Source organism: Herbaspirillum sp. BH-1 (assembly GCF_002870055.1).
Lineage (GTDB): Bacteria > Pseudomonadota > Gammaproteobacteria > Burkholderiales > Burkholderiaceae_D > Herbaspirillum > Herbaspirillum frisingense.
Window position 1 is genome coordinate 158,454 of sequence record NZ_PKOI01000002.1, and the last position, 17,348, is coordinate 175,801.

The following is a 17,348-nucleotide window of genomic DNA, read 5'->3' on the forward strand; positions in this document are numbered from 1 at the left end:
GATCTACTTCCAGATCAGCTCGATCACCGGCGCTTCGCCGTAATCCTCGCAGCGGTCATTGATGGCCGTGCAGCAGAATTCCACATCCTCGACCAGGTCCGGCAGGCGCTGATGCAACTCGGCGCTGTGGCTGATCTCGATGACCAGCACTTCCTTGGGCTTGAGCTTGAACTTGCACATGCCTTCGTCATCGCGCAGGTAGGACAGGCAATCCACCCAGGCATCCATGTTGCGGCCATAGAAATCGGGAAAGCCGAAGGCTTGCGCGCTCTCGGTGTGGAAGCTCTCCCAGTCGGTGATGCGGTCGCCCGCCAGTGTTACGGTGGCCATGTGCTATCTCTTTCAGTTGGCTTTGGCTTGCGTCTTGCTGCTGGCCTTGGGGTCGGTGACGAAGCCCAGCTTGGTCAGGCCGGCAGACTGCGCGGCCGACATCACCTCGGCGATGGTCTGGTAGCGGGTCGACTTGTCGGCGCGCAGCTGCAGCTCGGGCTGTGGCTTCTTGCCGGCGGCATCGGCCAGGCGACTGTCCATTTCCTCTTCGCTGACCGGCTGGTCGTTCCAGTACAGCTTGCCAGCGGCATCGATGCCGAGGGTGATGGTTTCCGGTTTTTCAGGGGCCGGCGCCGATTGCGCGGTGGGCAGGTCCAGCTTGAGGGCGTGGGTGAACATGGGCGCGGTGATGATGAAGATCACCAGCAGTACCAGCATCACGTCCACCATCGGGGTGACGTTGATGTCGGCCATCGGGGCCGAGTTCTGGTTGTCGTTGAATCCGCCGAAACTCATGATGGGCTCCCGGGTGTCATGGCTTGCGCATGCCGCCGACGCGTTCGCCGGTGGTGAGATAGGCGTGCAGGTCGTGGGCGAAGCCGTCGAGTTCGGCCAGCACCACGCGGTTGATGCGGGTGAAGGCGTTGTAGGCCAGCACCGCCGGAATCGCCACCAGCAGGCCCAGCGCAGTCATGATCAGGGCCTCGCCGACGGGGCCGGCGACCTTGTCGATCTGTACCGTACCGCTGGCCGAGACCGCCACCAGCGCGTGATAGATGCCCCAGACGGTGCCGAACAGGCCGACGAAGGGGGCGGTGGAGCCCACCGACGCCAGCAGGGTCAGGCCGCGTTCCAGACGGGCCGAGACGCGGTTGATTTCGCGGCGCAGGGTGCGGGTGATCAGTTCGCCGGGGTCGGTGGCGGCATTCAGCGAGGGCGTGCCTTGCTGGCGGGTGCCGATGTCGGCGGCTTCGGCGGCGCGCTCGGCCATGGGGCTGTAGATCTGCTCGCTGTCGAGGCGCTGCATGGCACCGGTGGCGTCGGCCAGGGTGGGGGCCTGCCAGAACTGTTCCAGCGCGTTGCTACCCCGGCGGATGCGCCAGGCGGCCCAGGCCTTGGAGAGGATGTAGTACCAGCTGGCGATCGACATGATCAGCAGCAGATAGGCGACGGAGTGGGAAACGGCATCGCCTTGCGCCCAGTAGTGGGCAAATCCAACGTTCGGTTCCATATTGCGTTCTTTCGGGAAAGCGCCGCGCCAGCGCGGCGATGGGTCAATCGGAAGCAATCAAGGGGGGCTGTCGCTTGGAGCGGCCTGCCCCAAAAAAATTCGCTGCCGGACCTGGTGGGGCGCGGCAGCGTCGGGCATTTCCTGTGGTTCCGGGCCAGGCTTACTTGAAGCCCAGCACGTCCTGCATGTCGTACAGACCGCTCTCCTTGCCGGCCAGGAAGCGCGCGGCGCGCAGGCTGCCCATGGCGTACGAGACGCGGCTGGACGACTTGTGCGCAATCTCGATGCGTTCGCCGATGCCGGCGAACAGCACGGTGTGCTCGCCGATGATGTCACCACCGCGCACGGTGGCAAAGCCGATGGAGGACGGATCGCGCTCGCCGGTGACGCCTTCGCGGGCGTAGACGGCGACGTCGTCGAGATTCTTGCCCAGCGCGTCGGCGATGACTTCACCCATCTTCAGGGCGGTGCCGGAGGGGGCGTCCACCTTGTGGCGATGGTGCGCTTCGATGATCTCGATGTCGTAGCCGTGCGAGAAGTTCTTGGCGGCCAGTTCCAGCAGCTTGAGGGTCACGTTGACGCCCACGCTCATGTTCGGAGCGGCCATGACGGCGGTCTTTTTGGCGAATTCGGCGATGGCGGTCTTGCCCTCGGCGTCGAAGCCGGTGGTGCCGATGACGACCTTCACGCCATGCGCAGCGCAGAACTCCAGGTGCTTCAGCGTGCCTTCAGGACGGGTGAAATCGATCAGCACGTCGGCACCGGCCAGGCCACGGGCCAGGTCGGATTCGATGAGCACGCCGGTGGTCTTGCCCAGGAACAGGCCGGCATCGGTGCCGATGGCCGGTGCGCTGGGGGTGTCAAGGGCGCCGGAGAGCTTGAGGTCGTCGGCGTTGAGGATGGCTTCGATCAGCATGCGGCCCATGCGCCCGGAGGCGCCGGCGACTGCGATATTCAGTACTGTCATGGGAAACTCGGAATGACGGATGACGGGAGACGGGTATTGCTTACTTGCCTGTGGCCGAGGAGGGCGCCACGGGAGAGGCCGGTTTGATTTCGCTGTCGGCCTTGTCCTTGTCGGCGCCGAAACTGGCCTTGGCGCCGACCTTGGAGTCGGTGATCAGGGTCAGGTATTCGCTCTCGGTGGGCAGGTTCTCGCCGCCTTCGACGTGATCCAGCAGGTCATCCTTGAAGAAGACCGAGACCCGGCTGGTCATGATTTCGCCATTGCCCTTGGCCAGGCGGAAATCGTAATCCCAGCGATTGGCGTGGAACATGTCGGTCAGCAGCGGGGTGCCCAGCACGAAGCGCACCTGGTCGCGGGTCAGGCCGGGGCGCAACTGGGCCACCATTTCCTTGGAGACGAAATTGCCTTGCTGGATGTCGATGCGGTAGGGCTTGAGGAAGCCGAACAGGCTGTTGCTCTTGCCGGTTACCTTCACGCCCGAGGTGTCGGTCGGGGCCGCCTGCTCGGGCGACTTGGTCGAGGAACAGCCCGCCAGCAGGGCCAGGACCGCGACGACGCCGATTGCGGCGGTTTGATGACGGGACTTCATTCGGGAAAGCATGCGCATAAAGTTTTCAACCGGGTTGAGCCATGAGCCTAAAGCGCTATATGATAAGCTAGAACTTACTTCTTAAATAGGCATGAGTGCGTTCCGGACGCAAAAGGCTGCCCCACCAGCCCGGCCGGAGCGGTCCCCAGGCCCTCCCAGCGGACCAGCGCGCCTGTTTGAGACCAGTAAAAACCGGGAACCCACTCTACCATGCCGAACAATCCATCCGAACTGAAGGCCAGCGGCCTGAAGGCCACCCTGCCACGCCTGAAGATCCTGGAAATCTTCCAGAACACCTCCGTGCGCCACCTGAGCGCCGAAGACGTCTACAAACAGTTGCTCTCCGACAATCTGGACGTGGGCCTGGCCACCGTCTACCGCGTGCTGACGCAGTTCGAGCAGGCCGGCCTGCTCCAGCGCAACCACTTCGAAACCGGCAAGGCGGTCTTCGAATTGAACGAAGGCTCGCACCACGACCACCTGGTCTGCCTGGACTGCGGCAAGGTCGAGGAATTCTTCGATGCCGAGATCGAGAAGCGCCAGCTCAAGATTGCCCAGGAACACGGTTTCGAAATCGCCGACCACGCCCTGGCGTTGTACGGACATTGCAAGAACTGCAAGAAGCTGAAGAAATAAACCAGGGGCCTTGCTTGCGGATATTTACGCAGGCAATCCTTTGCAAAGAAGATGAAAAAGCCACGTGATGTCCCACGTGGCTTTTTTCGTTGGCTCCGTCGGCGGAAGCCGTATCCGTCTTCAGTGCTGGCTCAGCGCGCTGGAGAGCAGCTTGGCGGTGATGTCGACGATGGGGATGACGCGTTCGTAGGCCATGCGGGTGGGGCCGATCACGCCCAGGGTGCCGACGATGCGTCCGTTGACTTCGTAGGGGGCGGTGACGATGCTCATGTCGTCCATCGGTACCAGTTGCGATTCGCCGCCGATGAAGATCTGCACGCCCGTGGCCTTGCTGGACACATCCAGCAACTGCAGCAGGCCGGTCTTCTGCTCGAACATGTCGAACAGGCGGCGCAGGGAATTCATGTTGGAGGACAGGTCGCTCACCGACAGCAGGTTACGCTCGCCGGAGATGACCACGTTGTTGTCGGCTTCCTCGCTCATGGCGTCGCTGCCGGCTTCCACGGCGGCCTGCATGAGCACGGTCATGTCGTCGCGCAACTGGCGCAGCTCGCCCTGCAGGCGCAGCCGCACCTGGTCGAAGGACTGGCCGGCGTAATGCTGGTTGATGTAGTTGGCGGCCTGGACCAGTTGGCTGGGGGTGTAATCGACCTCGGTGAGCAGCATGCGATTCTGCACATCGCCACCCTGATCCACGATCACCAGCAGGATGCGCTTTTCCGACAGCCGCAGGAATTCGATCTGCTGGAACGCCGATTCACGCTTGGGCGTCATCACGACGCCGGCAAACTGCGATAGCGACGACAGCACCTGGGCGGCGTTGGTGATGATCTTCTGCGGCGAGGTGTTGTGCTGCAGGCGAGCCTGCAGGCGGCCTTCCAGCGCGCTTTCGTCGATCGCCTCGACCGTCAGGAGGGTATCGACGAACATGCGGTAGCCGCGCGGCGTCGGCACCCGGCCGGCCGAGGTGTGCGGGCTGGCGACGAAGCCCATCTCTTCCAGATCGGCCATGATGTTGCGGATGGTCGCTGGTGACAGTTCCAGGCCGGACAGTTTCGACAGGGCGCGCGAGCCCACCGGCTGGCCGTCGGCGATGTACCGTTCGACCAGTGCCTTCAGGAGTGTGCGGGCGCGGTTATCGAGTTGCATGGTGCATATTCTAGCGGCTTATGATGCAAAGAGTGACAGCGACGTGACGGCGGAGGTGAATTGGCGCCAGCCGGCGCTTCAGGCCTGCGCCGCCAGCCAGTCGTGCAGCTCGTGCAGATCGCGGCAGATGGCATCGGGGTAGATGCCATCGGGCAGCGTCCGCGCAAAGCGGTTCATCCACACCGCGCGCAGGCCCGCCTGCTGTGCGCCCTGCACATCCAGCAGGGGATCGTCGCCGACATAGACCGTGGCGCCTGGCGCCACCTGCAGCGCTTCGCAGGCGGCGTGGAAGATCGCCGGATCGGGCTTGGCGCGACCGAAGCGGTGGGCCGCGATGGAGACGCCGAAGTGCCCGGCCAGGCCGATGCGTTCGAGGTCGGCGAAGCCATTGGAGACCGAGCCCAGCGTCAGTTTGTCTTTCAGGCGCAGCAGTGCCGGTTCCACATCGTCGAACAGCGCGACCGTGCTGCGTGCTTCGGAGAACAGGGCCATGGCCGGATCGACCAGGGTCAGGTCCACATCGTGTTCGCGGAAGACCTCGGTCAAGGCGGTGTGGCGCAGCTTCCAGAGGTCGATGCGGTAGATCGGATCGGTCTGCATCAGGGCCATGCGGCGCTCGCGCAGACTGGCCACGGTATGCGCGGCAGCCACGGCCGGTGCGTGCTGGCGCAGCCAGTCGTAGAGCAGGCCTTCGGCGCGCACCAGCACCGGCTCGATGGCCCAGAGGGTGTCGTCGAGGTCGAACAGGACCGCTTCGATAGGCGGGGGAGGCAGGGTGGAAGCGCTTGGTTTCATTACAATGTCATCTCAAATTATGGTCTAATCCGCAGCATGTGGCCCATCAAATTACCCGTTCAGGCAGCCGTACCCAAAACCGTCGCCATCGTCGGCAAGTACCAGGCCGTCGGCATCGCGCAGATCTTGTCGGACATCGCCGTGTTCCTGGAGTCGCACGGCCACACCGTGGTCTTCGAGACCGAAACCGCCGAGAACATCGCCCTGCAAGGCTATGACAGCATGACTCCCGAGCAGATCGGTCATCACGCGGACGTGGCCATCGTGGTCGGCGGCGACGGTACCATGCTGGGCATCGCGCGCCAGCTGGCACCGTACAACGTACCGCTGATCGGCATCAACCAGGGACGCCTGGGCTTCATCACCGACATCGCGCAAGACCGCATGATACCGGCTCTGGCCGAAATGCTGGACGGCAATGTCGAAGCCGAGTCGCGCTCGCTGCTGGAAGCGCGGGTCTATCGCGAGGGCGGCGAGATCTTCCGCGCCCTGGCCCTGAACGATGTGGTGGTGGCGCGGGGTTCCACCTCCGGTATGGTCGAGCTGCGGGTCGAGGTCGATGGCCGCTTCATGTACAACCAGCGCTCCGACGGCCTGATCGTGGCCACCCCGACCGGCTCCACCGCCTATGCGCTCTCGGCCGGCGGACCCATCCTGCACCCCAGCCTGCATGGCATCGTGATGGTGCCGATCTCGCCGCATTCGCTGTCCAATCGTCCGATCACGCTGTCGGATTCCTGCGAGATCGTGATCCAGGTGGTTTCCGGGCGCGAGGTCAGCGCCAACTTCGACATGCAGTCGCTCACCAGCGTGCTGCATGGCGACCGCATCGTGATCCGCCGTTCGGCGCACAAGATCACCTTCCTGCATCCCCAGGGCTGGAGCTATTTCGACACCCTGCGCGAGAAGCTGCACTGGAATGAATACCCCTCGATAGAAGGCCGATTACAATAAGCGCGGCCGGCGCATGCCGGCTTGCGCCATTCTTCAGGCCTGTCCGTCCAACCCGCTGCGAGACCACCATGCTGCGTACCTTAACGATCCGCGACTTCGTGATTGTCGATGCCATCGAGCTCGAATTTGCGCGCGGATTTTCCGTCTTCACCGGCGAAACCGGCGCCGGCAAATCCATCCTGATCGATGCCCTGGCGCTGGCCCTGGGCGGGCGCGGCGATCCCAGCGTGGTGCGCGAGGGCGCGGCCAAGGCCGACGTCAGCGCCGATTTCACCGCTACGCCCGAGGTCCAGGCCTGGCTGGAAGAGCATGAGTTCGCCGACGAACATGGCGGTGTGCTGCTGCGTCGGGTGATCGACAATGCCGGTCGCAGCAAGGCCTACATCAATGGCAGCGCCGCCACCGCCGGGCAATTGCGTGAGGTCGGCGAGATGCTGGTCGATATCCACGGCCAGCATGCGCACCAGTCGCTGATGAAGGCCGATGCCCAGCGCCAGTTGCTGGATAGCCAGGCCGGCCTGCTGGACCAGGCGCGTGAGGTCGCCGCTGCCCACCGCACCTGGCGCGCCCTGGCACGTCAACGCGAACAGTTCGAGCAGGATGCCCGCAATGTGCTGCTGGAGCGCGAGCGCCTGGAGTGGCAGGTGGCGGAGTTGCAGAAACTGTCCGTCAAGCCCGGTGAGTGGGCCGAGATCAGCACCGAGCATAGCCGCCTCTCGCATGCGGCAGCACTGATCGGCGGCGCGCAGGAAGCGCTGGGCGTGATCTCCGAATCGGAGTCGCCGATCCTCTCGCAACTGTCCTCGATCACGCAGAAGCTGGGCAAGCTGGTGGATGTCGATACCGCCCTCAAGCCGGTGCTCGACGCCCTGGAGCCGGCCCAGATCCAGCTGCAGGAAGCCGTGTATGCGCTCAATGATTACCTGGGGCGGGTGGAGCTCGATCCGGCGCGTCTGCAGGAAGTGGAAGAGCGCCTGGAAGCGATTCATTCCAGCGCCCGCAAATTCCATGTGCAGCCCGATGAACTGCCCGAGGAATATCGCAAGCTCTCCGAACAATTGAAGCAGCTGGCCGACGCCAGCGACCTCGACGCCCTGCGCGCCCAGGAAGACAAGCTGCAGGCCGCCTACCTGTCTCAGGCGCAGAAATTGTCCAAGGCCCGGGCCAAGGCGGCAACTGCACTGGGTGAGGCCGTCACGGCGGCCATGCAGGACCTGTCGATGGCCGGCGGTCGTTTCGAGATCGCGCTCAATGTCGGCGAGCCCGCTGCGTACGGCCTGGAACAGGTGGAGTTCCTGGTCGCCGGTCATGCCGGGGTGGCACCGCGTGCGCTGGCGAAGGTGGCCTCGGGCGGTGAGCTGGCGCGTATTTCGCTGGCCATCTCGGTGATCGCTTCGGCGGCCACGACCGTGCCGACCCTGATCTTCGACGAAGTCGACAGCGGCATCGGCGGCGCCGTGGCCGAAGTGGTGGGGCGCTTGCTCAAGCGCCTGGGACAGGAACGCCAGGTACTGTGCGTGACCCACCTGCCGCAGGTCGCCAGCCAGGCCAACCAGCATTACCAGGTCAAGAAACGCAGCGAGGGTGGCAAGACCCTGTCCGACATCGACGGCCTGGATGCCAAGGCCCGTGTCGAGGAAATCGCCCGCATGCTGGGTGGCCTGGAAATCACCGCCACCACGCGCAAGCACGCACGCGAACTGCTGGCCTCCTGATCCCAGATCCCTTATCGTCCGCGATCACCACAAGAACATCCAATCAAGCGACCATGGCCTTCCGCAAAGAACCTCCCTACACCCACGGCAGTCCGGCCTCCACTGCGGTGGTGCTGGTCAACCTTGGCACGCCCGACGCTCCCGATGCCCCCTCATTGCGCCGCTACCTCAGGCAGTTCCTGTCGGACCCGCGCGTGGTGGAAATCCCGCGGGCGGTCTGGTGGTTCATCCTCAATGGCATCATCCTGCCGTTCCGTTCTTCCAAATCCGCCGCCAAGTACGCCAGCATCTGGACCGAGGAGGGCTCGCCGCTACGTGTGCATACGCAGCGCCAGGCGGCCGCACTGGGCGTGCAGCTGGCTGCGCGCGGCCATCATCAATTGCAGGTGACGTATGCGATGCGCTACGGCACACCCTCGCTGCCGCAGGTGCTGGACCAGCTGAAGGAACAGGGCTGCACCCGCATCCTGGTGCTGCCGGCCTATCCGCAATATTCCGGCACCACGACGGCCTCCATCTTCGATGCCGTGTTCGAGCACTACCGCCAGGTGCGCAACATCCCCGAGCTGCGCCTGATCCGCAATTATCACGACCAGGACGGCTACATCCAGGCCCTGCGCCAGTCGGTGCTGGATCATTGGGAGCTCAATGGGCGCCCCGACAAGCTGGTCATGAGTTTCCACGGTGTTCCCAAGCGCACGCTGCTGCTGGGCGATCCCTATCATTGCGAGTGCTACAAGACGGCCCGCCTGCTGGCGCAGTCGCTGGGTTTGTCCGAAGGAGAATATCTGGTCACCTTCCAGTCGCGCTTTGGCAAGGCGGAATGGCTACAACCCTACACCGCCCCGACCCTGCAGGAACTGGGGCGCCAGGGTGTGCGCCGGGTCGATGTGATGTGCCCCGGTTTCACCAGTGACTGCCTGGAAACGCTGGAAGAAATCGCCATGGAGGTCAAGCATGACTTCCTGCAGGCTGGAGGCAAGGAGTTTCACTTTATTCCATGTCTGAATGAAGCCCCAGCCTGGATCGGTGGCATGGTGGAGATCGTCGAGCAGCACCTGGCCGGCTGGCCCACCATGAGCAACGTGGCGGCCCGCGACGAGGCCGCCCGGCAAGCGCTCATTTCCGTCGAACGCGCCAAGGCCCTGGGGGCCTCCCAATAATGCATTGTCATGGGGCAACAACAAGTTGCCCGGAATCGACGGAATGCTGCGTGCAGCCTGCTAGAATACGGACGGGATGCATCGCTGTTGTTTATTATGCAACCCTCTGCTGCGCAATCGCCTGCTCTATAGAAGAACAAAGCAGCCGTTCCGCGGGTCGCCACAGCTTGCCAGCGGTCGCGACGGCAGAAGCAGGATGTCAGCCCGGAGGCAGTCTCATAGCGTGAATTCGCCGACCAGATGGGTATAGCTGATCCAGGCGGTGGCCAAGAGGCTGTAGGCGGCGATGAGGATGGTGGCCGCAATCAGTGGCGGTTTCATGATGTCACCTTGTTGATACGATAAGTCCGAGGGCAGCCCGCTATGGGGGCTAAATTCATATTAGGTCGGCATCGAGTGAACATGAAGGCCGGCCTGGTAAACACTGTCCAAAGCGCTATCCAACGCTCGGGATTTCACGCGGTAACGGCAGAATCAGGCAAAAAACCACTCAAAAAAGGCTAAATAGCCCTTGAAAATGCAGGGATATGCCTTACTTGAGCCGCATCTTGCGCCGGCGATACTGCACGCAATTTGCCGGATGCACGTCACCAATCGATTCGTTGGAGGTAATTCAGGAATGCAAGACATGGAAAAACAGGAAGCCCAAACCGCCCAGCAAGATCCGCAGTCGCAGGATGCCGCCGCTGCCGCCCATGCCACCGAGCAGGCTGCTCCGGCCGAGCCCACCCTGGAAGACAAGCTGGCCGCCGCGGAAGCCCGTGCTGCCGAGATGCAGGACGCCTTCCTGCGCGCCCGTGCCGAAGGCGAGAACATCCGCCGTCGCGCTCAGGAAGACATCGCCAAGGCCCACAAGTTCGCCATCGAAGGTTTTGCCGAATCCCTGCTGGCCGTCAAGGACAGCCTGGAAATGGCCCTGAAGATCGAAAACGCCTCGCTGGAATCCCTGAAGGAAGGCGTGGACATGACCTTGAAGCAACTGACCTCGGCCTTCGACAAGAACAAGCTGCAGGAAGTCAGCCCGCAAACCGGCGACAAGCTGGACCCGATGAAACACCAGGCCGTCTCGGCCGTGCCGGCCGAGCAGGAAGCCAATACCGTCGTGGCCGTGCTGCAAAAAGGCTATATGATTTCCGACCGTCTGTTGCGCCCCGCGCTGGTGACGGTGGCCCAGGGAAAGTAAGCGGACCGGCGTCGAAGGGGGAACAGCGCCAAAGGCATCATTTTTGCTTGTTCCGGTGGTTTCGACGCTTGAAAGTCCATCTTTTCTCCACATATTAAAAACATCCAAAACTACTGTAGCCCGGCATCCAGGGCTGAAAGATCGAAGGAAAAATCATGGGAAAAATCATTGGCATTGACCTGGGCACCACCAACTCTTGCGTTTCCGTCATGGAAGGCAATCAGCCCAAGGTGATCGAAAACTCGGAAGGCGCGCGCACCACGCCCTCCATCATTGCTTACCAGGAAGACGGCGAAATCCTCGTCGGCGCACCCGCCAAGCGTCAGGCGGTGACCAACCCGCGCAACACCATCTACGCCTCCAAGCGTCTGATCGGCCGCAAGTTCACCGAAAAGGAAGTGCAGAAGGACATCAACCTGATGCCCTACGAGATCGTGGCTGCCGACAATGGCGACGCCTGGATCGGCGTGCGCGACAAGAAGCTGGCACCGCCGCAGATCTCCGCAGAAGTCCTGCGCAAGATGAAGAAGACCGCCGAAGACTACCTGGGCGAAGAAGTCACCGAAGCCGTCATCACGGTGCCGGCCTACTTCAACGACGCACAGCGCCAGGCCACCAAGGATGCCGGTCGCATCGCCGGTCTGGATGTCAAGCGCATCATCAACGAGCCGACCGCGGCTGCGCTGGCCTTCGGCCTGGACAAGGCAGAGAAGGGCGACCGCAAGATCGCCGTGTATGACCTGGGTGGCGGCACCTTCGACGTGTCCATCATCGAAATCGCCGACGTCGATGGCGAAAAGCAGTTCGAAGTGCTCTCCACCAACGGTGACACCTTCCTGGGTGGCGAAGACTTCGACCAGCGCCTGATCGACTACATCATCGAGGAATTCAAGAAGATCAACGGTCTGGACCTGTCCAAGGACGCCATCGCCCTGCAGCGCATCAAGGCCTCGGCCGAACGCGCCAAGATCGAGCTGTCGTCCTCGCAGCAGACCGAGATCAACGAGCCCTACATCGCCATGGCCAATGGCGCGCCGGTCCACCTGAACCTGAAGATCACCCGCGCCAAGCTGGAATCCCTGGTCGAGGAACTGATCGCCAAGACCATCGAACCCTGCCGCACCGCCATCAAGGATGCCGGCGTGAAGGTCTCCGACATCGACGACGTGATCCTGGTCGGCGGCATGACCCGCATGCCCAAGGTCATCGAGAAGGTCAAGGAGTTCTTCGGCAAGGACCCGCGCCGTGACGTCAACCCCGACGAAGCCGTCGCCGTGGGCGCCGCGATCCAGGGTTCGGTCCTCTCGGGTGATCGCAAGGACGTGCTGCTGCTGGACGTGACCCCGCTGTCGCTGGGTATCGAGACCATGGGCGGCGTCATGACCAAGATGATCAAGAAGAACACCACCATCCCGACCAAGTTCAGCCAGGTGTTCTCCACTGCCGACGACAACCAGCCGGCCGTGACCATCAAGGTCTATCAGGGCGAGCGTGAAATGGCCGTGGGCAACAAGGCCCTGGGTGAATTCAACCTGGAAGGCATCCCGCCGGCACCGCGCGGCACCCCGCAGATCGAAGTGACCTTCGACATCGACGCCAACGGCATCCTGCACGTGGGCGCCAAGGACAAGGCCACCGGCAAGGAAAACAAGATCACCATCAAGGCCAACTCTGGCCTCAATGAGGAAGAGATCGAAAAGATGGTGCGCGACGCCGAGGCCAACGCCGAGGAAGACAAGCGCCTGAAGGAACTGGCCGAGACCCGCAACCAGGGCGACGCGCTGGTGCACTCGACCAGGAAGGCCCTGGGCGAGTACGGCGACAAGCTCGAAGGCGGCGAGAAGGAAGTCATCGAAGCGGCCATCAAGGAGCTGGAAGAGGCCCTGAAGGGTGACGACAAGGCCTCCATCGATGCCAAGACCGCTGCCCTGTCGACCGCGGCGCAAAAGCTGGGCGAGAAGATGTACGCCGACCAGCAGGCGCAAGCCGCTGCCGCCGGTGGCGCAGCCGGTGCTGCAGGCGCCCAGGGGGGGGCGGCCGGTGCCGGTGGTGCAGCCGCGAAGGACGACAACGTGGTCGACGCCGACTTCAAGGAAGTGAAGTAATCCGGGACTGACGCGTCGTTTCACCTGACGTCAGCGCTCGCGCCCGGGTGCGGTTTTTCCGCAGCCCGGGCGGATTTTTAGGAAATCAGCTCCAGCAGCATCCACCCGGCCGGGTTGTCTGATCGGCCAGGCCGGTACGCCGAGTCCGCAGTCAAAAGCTGAACTCGGCTTTTTCACATTGTTGGTTTCCGGTCGCGCAAGGGCGGCCGCAGTGCAGGCCTTCGCAGCAGCGACGGAACACAATAACAAGGTGGGTTATACAACATGGCAAAACGCGATTTTTACGAAGTGCTCGGACTGGCGAAGAACGCCAGCGACGACGAAATCAAGAAGGCTTATCGCAAGCTGGCGATGAAGTACCATCCTGACCGCAACCCCGACAGCAAGGGCGCGGAAGACAAGTTCAAGGAGGTCAAGGAAGCCTACGAGATGCTGTCGGACCCGCAGAAGCGCGAGGCCTACGACCGCTACGGACACGCCGGTGTCGATCCCAACATGGGAGCCGGCGGCGGTGCCGGCGCGGGCGGCTTTGCCGACGCCTTCGGCGATATCTTCGGCGACATCTTCGGTGGCGGCGGCGGACGTGGCGGGCGCAATTCTGGCCCGCAGGTCTATCGTGGCGCCGACCTGCGCTACAACCTGGAAATCACCCTGGAGCAGGCGGCCCACGGTTTCGATACCACCATCCGCGTGCCCTCCTGGGACCAGTGCGACACCTGCCACGGCAGCGGCGCCAAGCCCGGCACCTCGCCGGTCACCTGCACCACCTGCGGCGGTCATGGCCAGGTGCGCATGCAGCAGGGCTTCTTCAGCATCCAGCAGACCTGCCCCAAGTGCCACGGCAGCGGCAAGATCATTCCTGAACCTTGCCCCACCTGCGCCGGTGCCGGTCGCATCAAGCGCAACAAGACGCTGGAGGTGAAGATTCCCGAAGGCATCGACGACGGCATGCGCATCCGCTCCTCCGGCAACGGCGAGCCGGGTGTCAACGGCGGTCCTCCGGGTGACCTGTATGTGGAAATCCACATCAAGCCGCATGATGTGTTCCAGCGCGATGGCGACGACCTGCATTGCGAAATGCCGATCTCCTTTGCCAAGGCAGCGCTGGGCGGCGAGATCGAAGCCCCGACCCTGAACGGCAAGGCGTCCTTCTCCATTCCCGAAGGAACCCAGAGCGGCAAGACCTTCCGTCTGCGCGGCAAGGGGATCAAGGGTGTGCGCTCCGGTTATGCCGGCGACCTGTTCTGCCACGTCGTGGTGGAAACGCCGGTCAAGCTGACCGAACGCCAGAAGGAACTGCTGCGCGAGTTCGAGCAGCTGACCACCGAAGGCGGCGCCAAGCACAGCCCGCAGACCAAGACCTGGAAGGACAAGGTCAAGGAATTCTTCGAGTAAGACCGGAGCTCCTTCGCGCGACAGTAGCAAAGCAAAACGGCCAGCAGATCGCTGGCCGTTTTGCTGTCCGCCTAAGTCATGCTGCAGGCGGTCGATGCCTCAGGCAGTCTCAGAAGCAATGCTCCAGTGCCGGGAAGCTGCCGTCCTTGACCGCGGCCACATAGGCGCGCACGGCCTGCTCGATGCTGCCGGCGCCGTCCATGAAGTTGCGCACGAAGCGGCTCTTGTGCCCCGGGAAGACGCCCAGCATGTCATGCATCACCAGCACCTGGCCGGAGCAGTCCGGGCCGGCGCCGATGCCGATGGTGGGAATGGCCAGGCGGTCGGTCACTTCCTTGCCCAGCGTTGCCGGTACCGCCTCGATCACCACCAGCGACGCCCCCGCCTGCTGCACGGCCAGTGCATCGGCGTGCAATTGCGTAGCGCCATCGCTGGTCTTGCCTTGCACCTTGAAGCCGCCCAGCTGGTGCACCGACTGCGGCGTCAGGCCGATATGGGCGCAGACCGGGATGCCGCGCTCGGTCAGGAATTTGATCGTGTCCGCCAGCCATACACCGCCTTCCAGCTTGACCATCTGCGCCCCCGCCTGCATCAGCAGGGCGGCGTTGCGGAAGGCTTCTTCACGGGTCGGATAGGTGCCGAAGGGCAGGTCGGCGATGATCAGCATGGTGTGGCTGCCGCGCGCCACGGCAGCGGTGTGGTAGGCCACGTCCTGGATGCTCACCGGCAGGGTCGAATCATGACCCTGGCAGACCATGCCCAGCGAGTCACCGATCAATACCGTCTCCAGCCCGGCGCGCTCCATCAGCGTCGCAAAGCTGGCGTCGTAACAGGTCAGCATGCTGATCTTGTCGCCCTTGGCGCGCATGGCCTGCAGGGTGTGGGTCGTCACCGGCTTGGCGCGCGCCGCGCCGGATTCCTGAAGATAGCCTGCCATGGGAAATTCAACCTCCTTGATTGAGAAAGGCGCGCTTGCCGCGCATCTCTTCGATGTGCTGCAGCAGCGTGCGCAGATCGGCGTCGTTGTGCGCCGGATCCAGGTGCTCGGTATTGACGGTCAATACCGGCGCCCCTTCGTAATGATAGAAAAACTGACTGTAGCACTCGGAAAGCCGTTGCAGATAATCGAGCGAAATGCCTTCTTCCATGGCCACGCCGCGCTCGGCAATGCGCGCCTGCAATATCTCGGGCGCGGCCTGCAGATGGATCACCAGGTCCGGCAGCCGCGCCTGCGGGCGCAGCTGCAGGTACAAGGTTTCATAGAGCGCCAGTTCTTCGCCGGCCAGGGTCAGCCCGGCGAAGAGCATGTCCTTTTCCAGCATGAAATCGGCGACGAAGCGCCCCTCCAGCAGCGCCGGATCGAGCGGCGCCTGCAACTGTCGGATCCGCTGCAACAGGAAGAACACCTGGGTCTGGAAGGCATGCTGGCCGGCATTGCGGTAGAAGTCGGCCAGGAAGGGATTCTCCTCCGGCTGTTCCAGCACCACCTGGGCGTCCCACAAGCTGGCCAGGCGTTTGGCCAGGGAAGTCTTGCCGGCGCCGATCGGCCCGTCGATTGCAATGTAGCGATAGCTTTCCAGTTCCATGCGTCCTCTTTCCCCCGGCACGCCGGGTGCGGCATTGTAGTTGATTTCTCCCGGCGGGCGACACCCGCGGAAGCTTGGTTTTATTGTAACTATTGCAATAATTTCCGTTCGCCCATCCACTGCGTCGACAACTCAAACGGAAATTGGCCTTTATTCGACGAAAGGCGACACTCGGGCAACCAGCACAATAGGCTGTGGGTTGGTGCGCGCAGGATAGACCAACCCGGTGGGAGATTAGTGCCGGGTTCGCTGCAGGGCGGCCTGCCGAACAGACGGTGTCCTGGCAGCGTGCAACAGGCGGTGCAGCGGTCTGTTGCCCCAAGTTCGGCCAATACCTGCCGTAAACGCCGTCAAGCGCATGGTGTGCCCGTGGCGCCACGCGCATTGACCCAAGCTGAGAACAACACATCGGGATCATGGCTTTGAAATCGCTTCGCAATATCTTGCCAGTGCTGTGCCTGGTCAATCTGCTGCTATTCATGATGCTGGCCCAGCACTGGTGGCTGGGCTTGCTGGTCGGCCTCCTGATCGGCGGTGCGTTCTATCTGACTTGCCTGCCGGCACCCGCTGCCGCGGACGTCCCGCGGACCGCCGTGGTCGAGACCCCCGAGGCCCCCGAGGCGCACGAGGCCCCCGACGCAGCGAGCGCCCACGATTCGGGAGCAGGCGCGGTAGAGCCAACCCTGGCGCCCGCATTGGAACCCGTCCTGGAGCCGGCATGGGCGTCCACCTCCAGCGCCACTCAGGCCCACCCGCTGGCCGACCTGCTGCGCGAAGTGCTGCCGGTGTGGCAAGGCAATGTCCAGCTGGCACGTGCACAGACCCAGTCGGCCATTGATAGTCTCACGGCCCGTTTCGTCGGCATCCACGAGCGCCTTGGTGGCACGCTGGACCCCGCCAGCCGTGCGGCCAACGGCGACATCCTGCAGACCATCCAGGATGCCGCCGAGCAACTGGGCATCATCGCCTCGGCGCTGGAAGGCATGCAGGCCGCCCGCCAGGTGCTGGCGACCCGCTTCGACGCACTCATGGCCGCCAATGACGACATCCGCCGTCTGGCCCAGCAGAACGAACAACTGGCCGGCCAGACCGGCGTGACCGATCTCCTGAGCGATGCTCAGAGCTGGCAGGAACTGGCCGAGCGTTCGGCCGAGAACAGTCGGCAGATCGCCGCCCGCGCCAAGGGTGCCCGCCAGCAGATCCTGGCTGCCATTGGCAGCACCGGCGAGATGGCCGCCGGCGCCAGCGAGATCGTGGAAAACTCGCGGGCCGTGATCGACCAGATCATCGCCGACTTCCGCCAGTCCGCCATGAAGCTGACCACCACCGTGGAGGAACTGGAAGACGAAGGCCGCGAAGTCGATCGCGAAGTCTGCGACATCCTGGTCCACCTGCAATTCCAGGACCGCATCAGCCAGATCCTGGACCACGTACAACAGGATATCGGCCGCCTGCGAGGTGCCGCCGAGCCCGGCCAGGACGCGCTGCCTTCCCCCCAGCAATGGCTGGCCGATCTCGAAAAGACCTATACCACGCAGGAACAGCGCCAGATACATGCCGGCCAGCAGGGCCATCCCGCACCGCCGTCCCAAGTGGATTTCTTCTGAGGA

General features: G+C 63.3%; 17 protein-coding genes. 8 read left to right on the plus strand and 9 right to left on the minus strand.

The features are described from left to right. Window positions 1–3 precede the first annotated feature (3 nt). The 5 genes from HBH1_RS03910 to HBH1_RS03930 form a co-directional block, all read right to left on the minus strand. Window positions 4–330 carry a barstar family protein gene (locus HBH1_RS03910; protein WP_102661666.1) on the minus strand — a complete coding sequence of 109 codons (327 nt, stop codon included), beginning with the start codon at window positions 328–330 and terminating at the stop codon, window positions 4–6. Between the two features lie 12 nt (window positions 331–342). After that, the gene (locus HBH1_RS03915) at window positions 343–786 is read right to left on the minus strand and encodes an ExbD/TolR family protein (protein WP_006461803.1); all 444 of its coding nucleotides are present in this window, start codon (window positions 784–786) and stop codon (window positions 343–345) included. 16 nt (window positions 787–802) lie between these two features. Then, window positions 803–1,501: a MotA/TolQ/ExbB proton channel family protein gene (locus tag HBH1_RS03920; RefSeq protein ID WP_006461802.1), complete on the minus strand. Its 699-nt coding sequence runs from the start codon at window positions 1,499–1,501 to the stop codon at window positions 803–805. Window positions 1,502–1,661: 160 nt separating this feature from the next. Beyond that, complete coding sequence (gene dapB, locus HBH1_RS03925) at window positions 1,662–2,468, minus strand: 4-hydroxy-tetrahydrodipicolinate reductase (protein ID WP_102661667.1); 807 nt, start codon at window positions 2,466–2,468, stop codon at window positions 1,662–1,664. Window positions 2,469–2,508: 40 nt separating this feature from the next. Further along, entirely contained in the window at window positions 2,509–3,057 is a 549-nt protein-coding gene (locus HBH1_RS03930; protein WP_102661668.1) for an outer membrane protein assembly factor BamE, read from the minus strand. A 210-nt stretch (window positions 3,058–3,267) separates the two neighbouring features. Here HBH1_RS03930 and fur point away from each other — a divergent pair, with 210 nt between their 5' ends. After that, complete coding sequence (fur, locus tag HBH1_RS03935; protein ID WP_013232645.1) at window positions 3,268–3,693, plus strand: ferric iron uptake transcriptional regulator; 426 nt, start codon at window positions 3,268–3,270, stop codon at window positions 3,691–3,693. 120 nt (window positions 3,694–3,813) lie between these two features. Here fur and hrcA read toward each other — a convergent pair whose 3' ends face one another. After that, complete coding sequence (gene hrcA, locus HBH1_RS03940; protein ID WP_006461798.1) at window positions 3,814–4,842, minus strand: heat-inducible transcriptional repressor HrcA; 1,029 nt, start codon at window positions 4,840–4,842, stop codon at window positions 3,814–3,816. Between the two features lie 78 nt (window positions 4,843–4,920). Then, the gene (locus HBH1_RS03945; protein WP_102661669.1) at window positions 4,921–5,637 is read right to left on the minus strand and encodes an HAD family hydrolase; all 717 of its coding nucleotides are present in this window, start codon (window positions 5,635–5,637) and stop codon (window positions 4,921–4,923) included. 36 nt (window positions 5,638–5,673) lie between these two features. Here HBH1_RS03945 and HBH1_RS03950 point away from each other — a divergent pair, with 36 nt between their 5' ends. From HBH1_RS03950 to dnaJ, 6 genes are all read left to right on the plus strand, one after another. Next, a complete protein-coding gene (locus HBH1_RS03950) occupies window positions 5,674–6,591 on the plus strand; it encodes an NAD kinase (RefSeq protein ID WP_006461796.1) in 918 nt (305 codons plus the stop codon). A 68-nt stretch (window positions 6,592–6,659) separates the two neighbouring features. After that, complete coding sequence (gene recN, locus HBH1_RS03955; RefSeq protein ID WP_102661670.1) at window positions 6,660–8,306, plus strand: DNA repair protein RecN; 1,647 nt, start codon at window positions 6,660–6,662, stop codon at window positions 8,304–8,306. A gap of 53 nt (window positions 8,307–8,359) precedes the next feature. Then, complete coding sequence (gene hemH / locus HBH1_RS03960; RefSeq protein ID WP_006461794.1) at window positions 8,360–9,469, plus strand: ferrochelatase; 1,110 nt, start codon at window positions 8,360–8,362, stop codon at window positions 9,467–9,469. Between the two features lie 619 nt (window positions 9,470–10,088). Continuing rightward, window positions 10,089–10,652 (plus strand): nucleotide exchange factor GrpE, encoded by a 564-nt coding sequence (grpE, locus tag HBH1_RS03965; protein ID WP_039874169.1) that lies wholly within the window; start codon window positions 10,089–10,091, stop codon window positions 10,650–10,652. Window positions 10,653–10,807: 155 nt separating this feature from the next. Then, window positions 10,808–12,757, plus strand: coding sequence for a molecular chaperone DnaK (dnaK, locus tag HBH1_RS03970; RefSeq protein WP_102661671.1), 1,950 nt, complete (start codon window positions 10,808–10,810; stop codon window positions 12,755–12,757). A 264-nt stretch (window positions 12,758–13,021) separates the two neighbouring features. Further along, window positions 13,022–14,152, plus strand: coding sequence for a molecular chaperone DnaJ (gene dnaJ, locus HBH1_RS03975; RefSeq protein ID WP_006461791.1), 1,131 nt, complete (start codon window positions 13,022–13,024; stop codon window positions 14,150–14,152). A gap of 109 nt (window positions 14,153–14,261) precedes the next feature. Here the strand turns inward: dnaJ and panB are convergent, their stop codons facing one another. Together panB and HBH1_RS03985 are read right to left on the minus strand one after the other, a co-directional pair. Continuing rightward, entirely contained in the window at window positions 14,262–15,089 is an 828-nt protein-coding gene (gene panB, locus HBH1_RS03980; RefSeq protein WP_102661672.1) for a 3-methyl-2-oxobutanoate hydroxymethyltransferase, read from the minus strand. 7 nt (window positions 15,090–15,096) lie between these two features. Then, the gene (locus HBH1_RS03985) at window positions 15,097–15,738 is read right to left on the minus strand and encodes a deoxynucleoside kinase (RefSeq protein ID WP_102661673.1); all 642 of its coding nucleotides are present in this window, start codon (window positions 15,736–15,738) and stop codon (window positions 15,097–15,099) included. A gap of 416 nt (window positions 15,739–16,154) precedes the next feature. Here HBH1_RS03985 and HBH1_RS03990 point away from each other — a divergent pair, with 416 nt between their 5' ends. Continuing rightward, entirely contained in the window at window positions 16,155–17,345 is a 1,191-nt protein-coding gene (locus tag HBH1_RS03990) for a chemotaxis protein (protein ID WP_233207507.1), read from the plus strand. The last annotated feature ends 3 nt before the right edge of the window (window positions 17,346–17,348 follow it).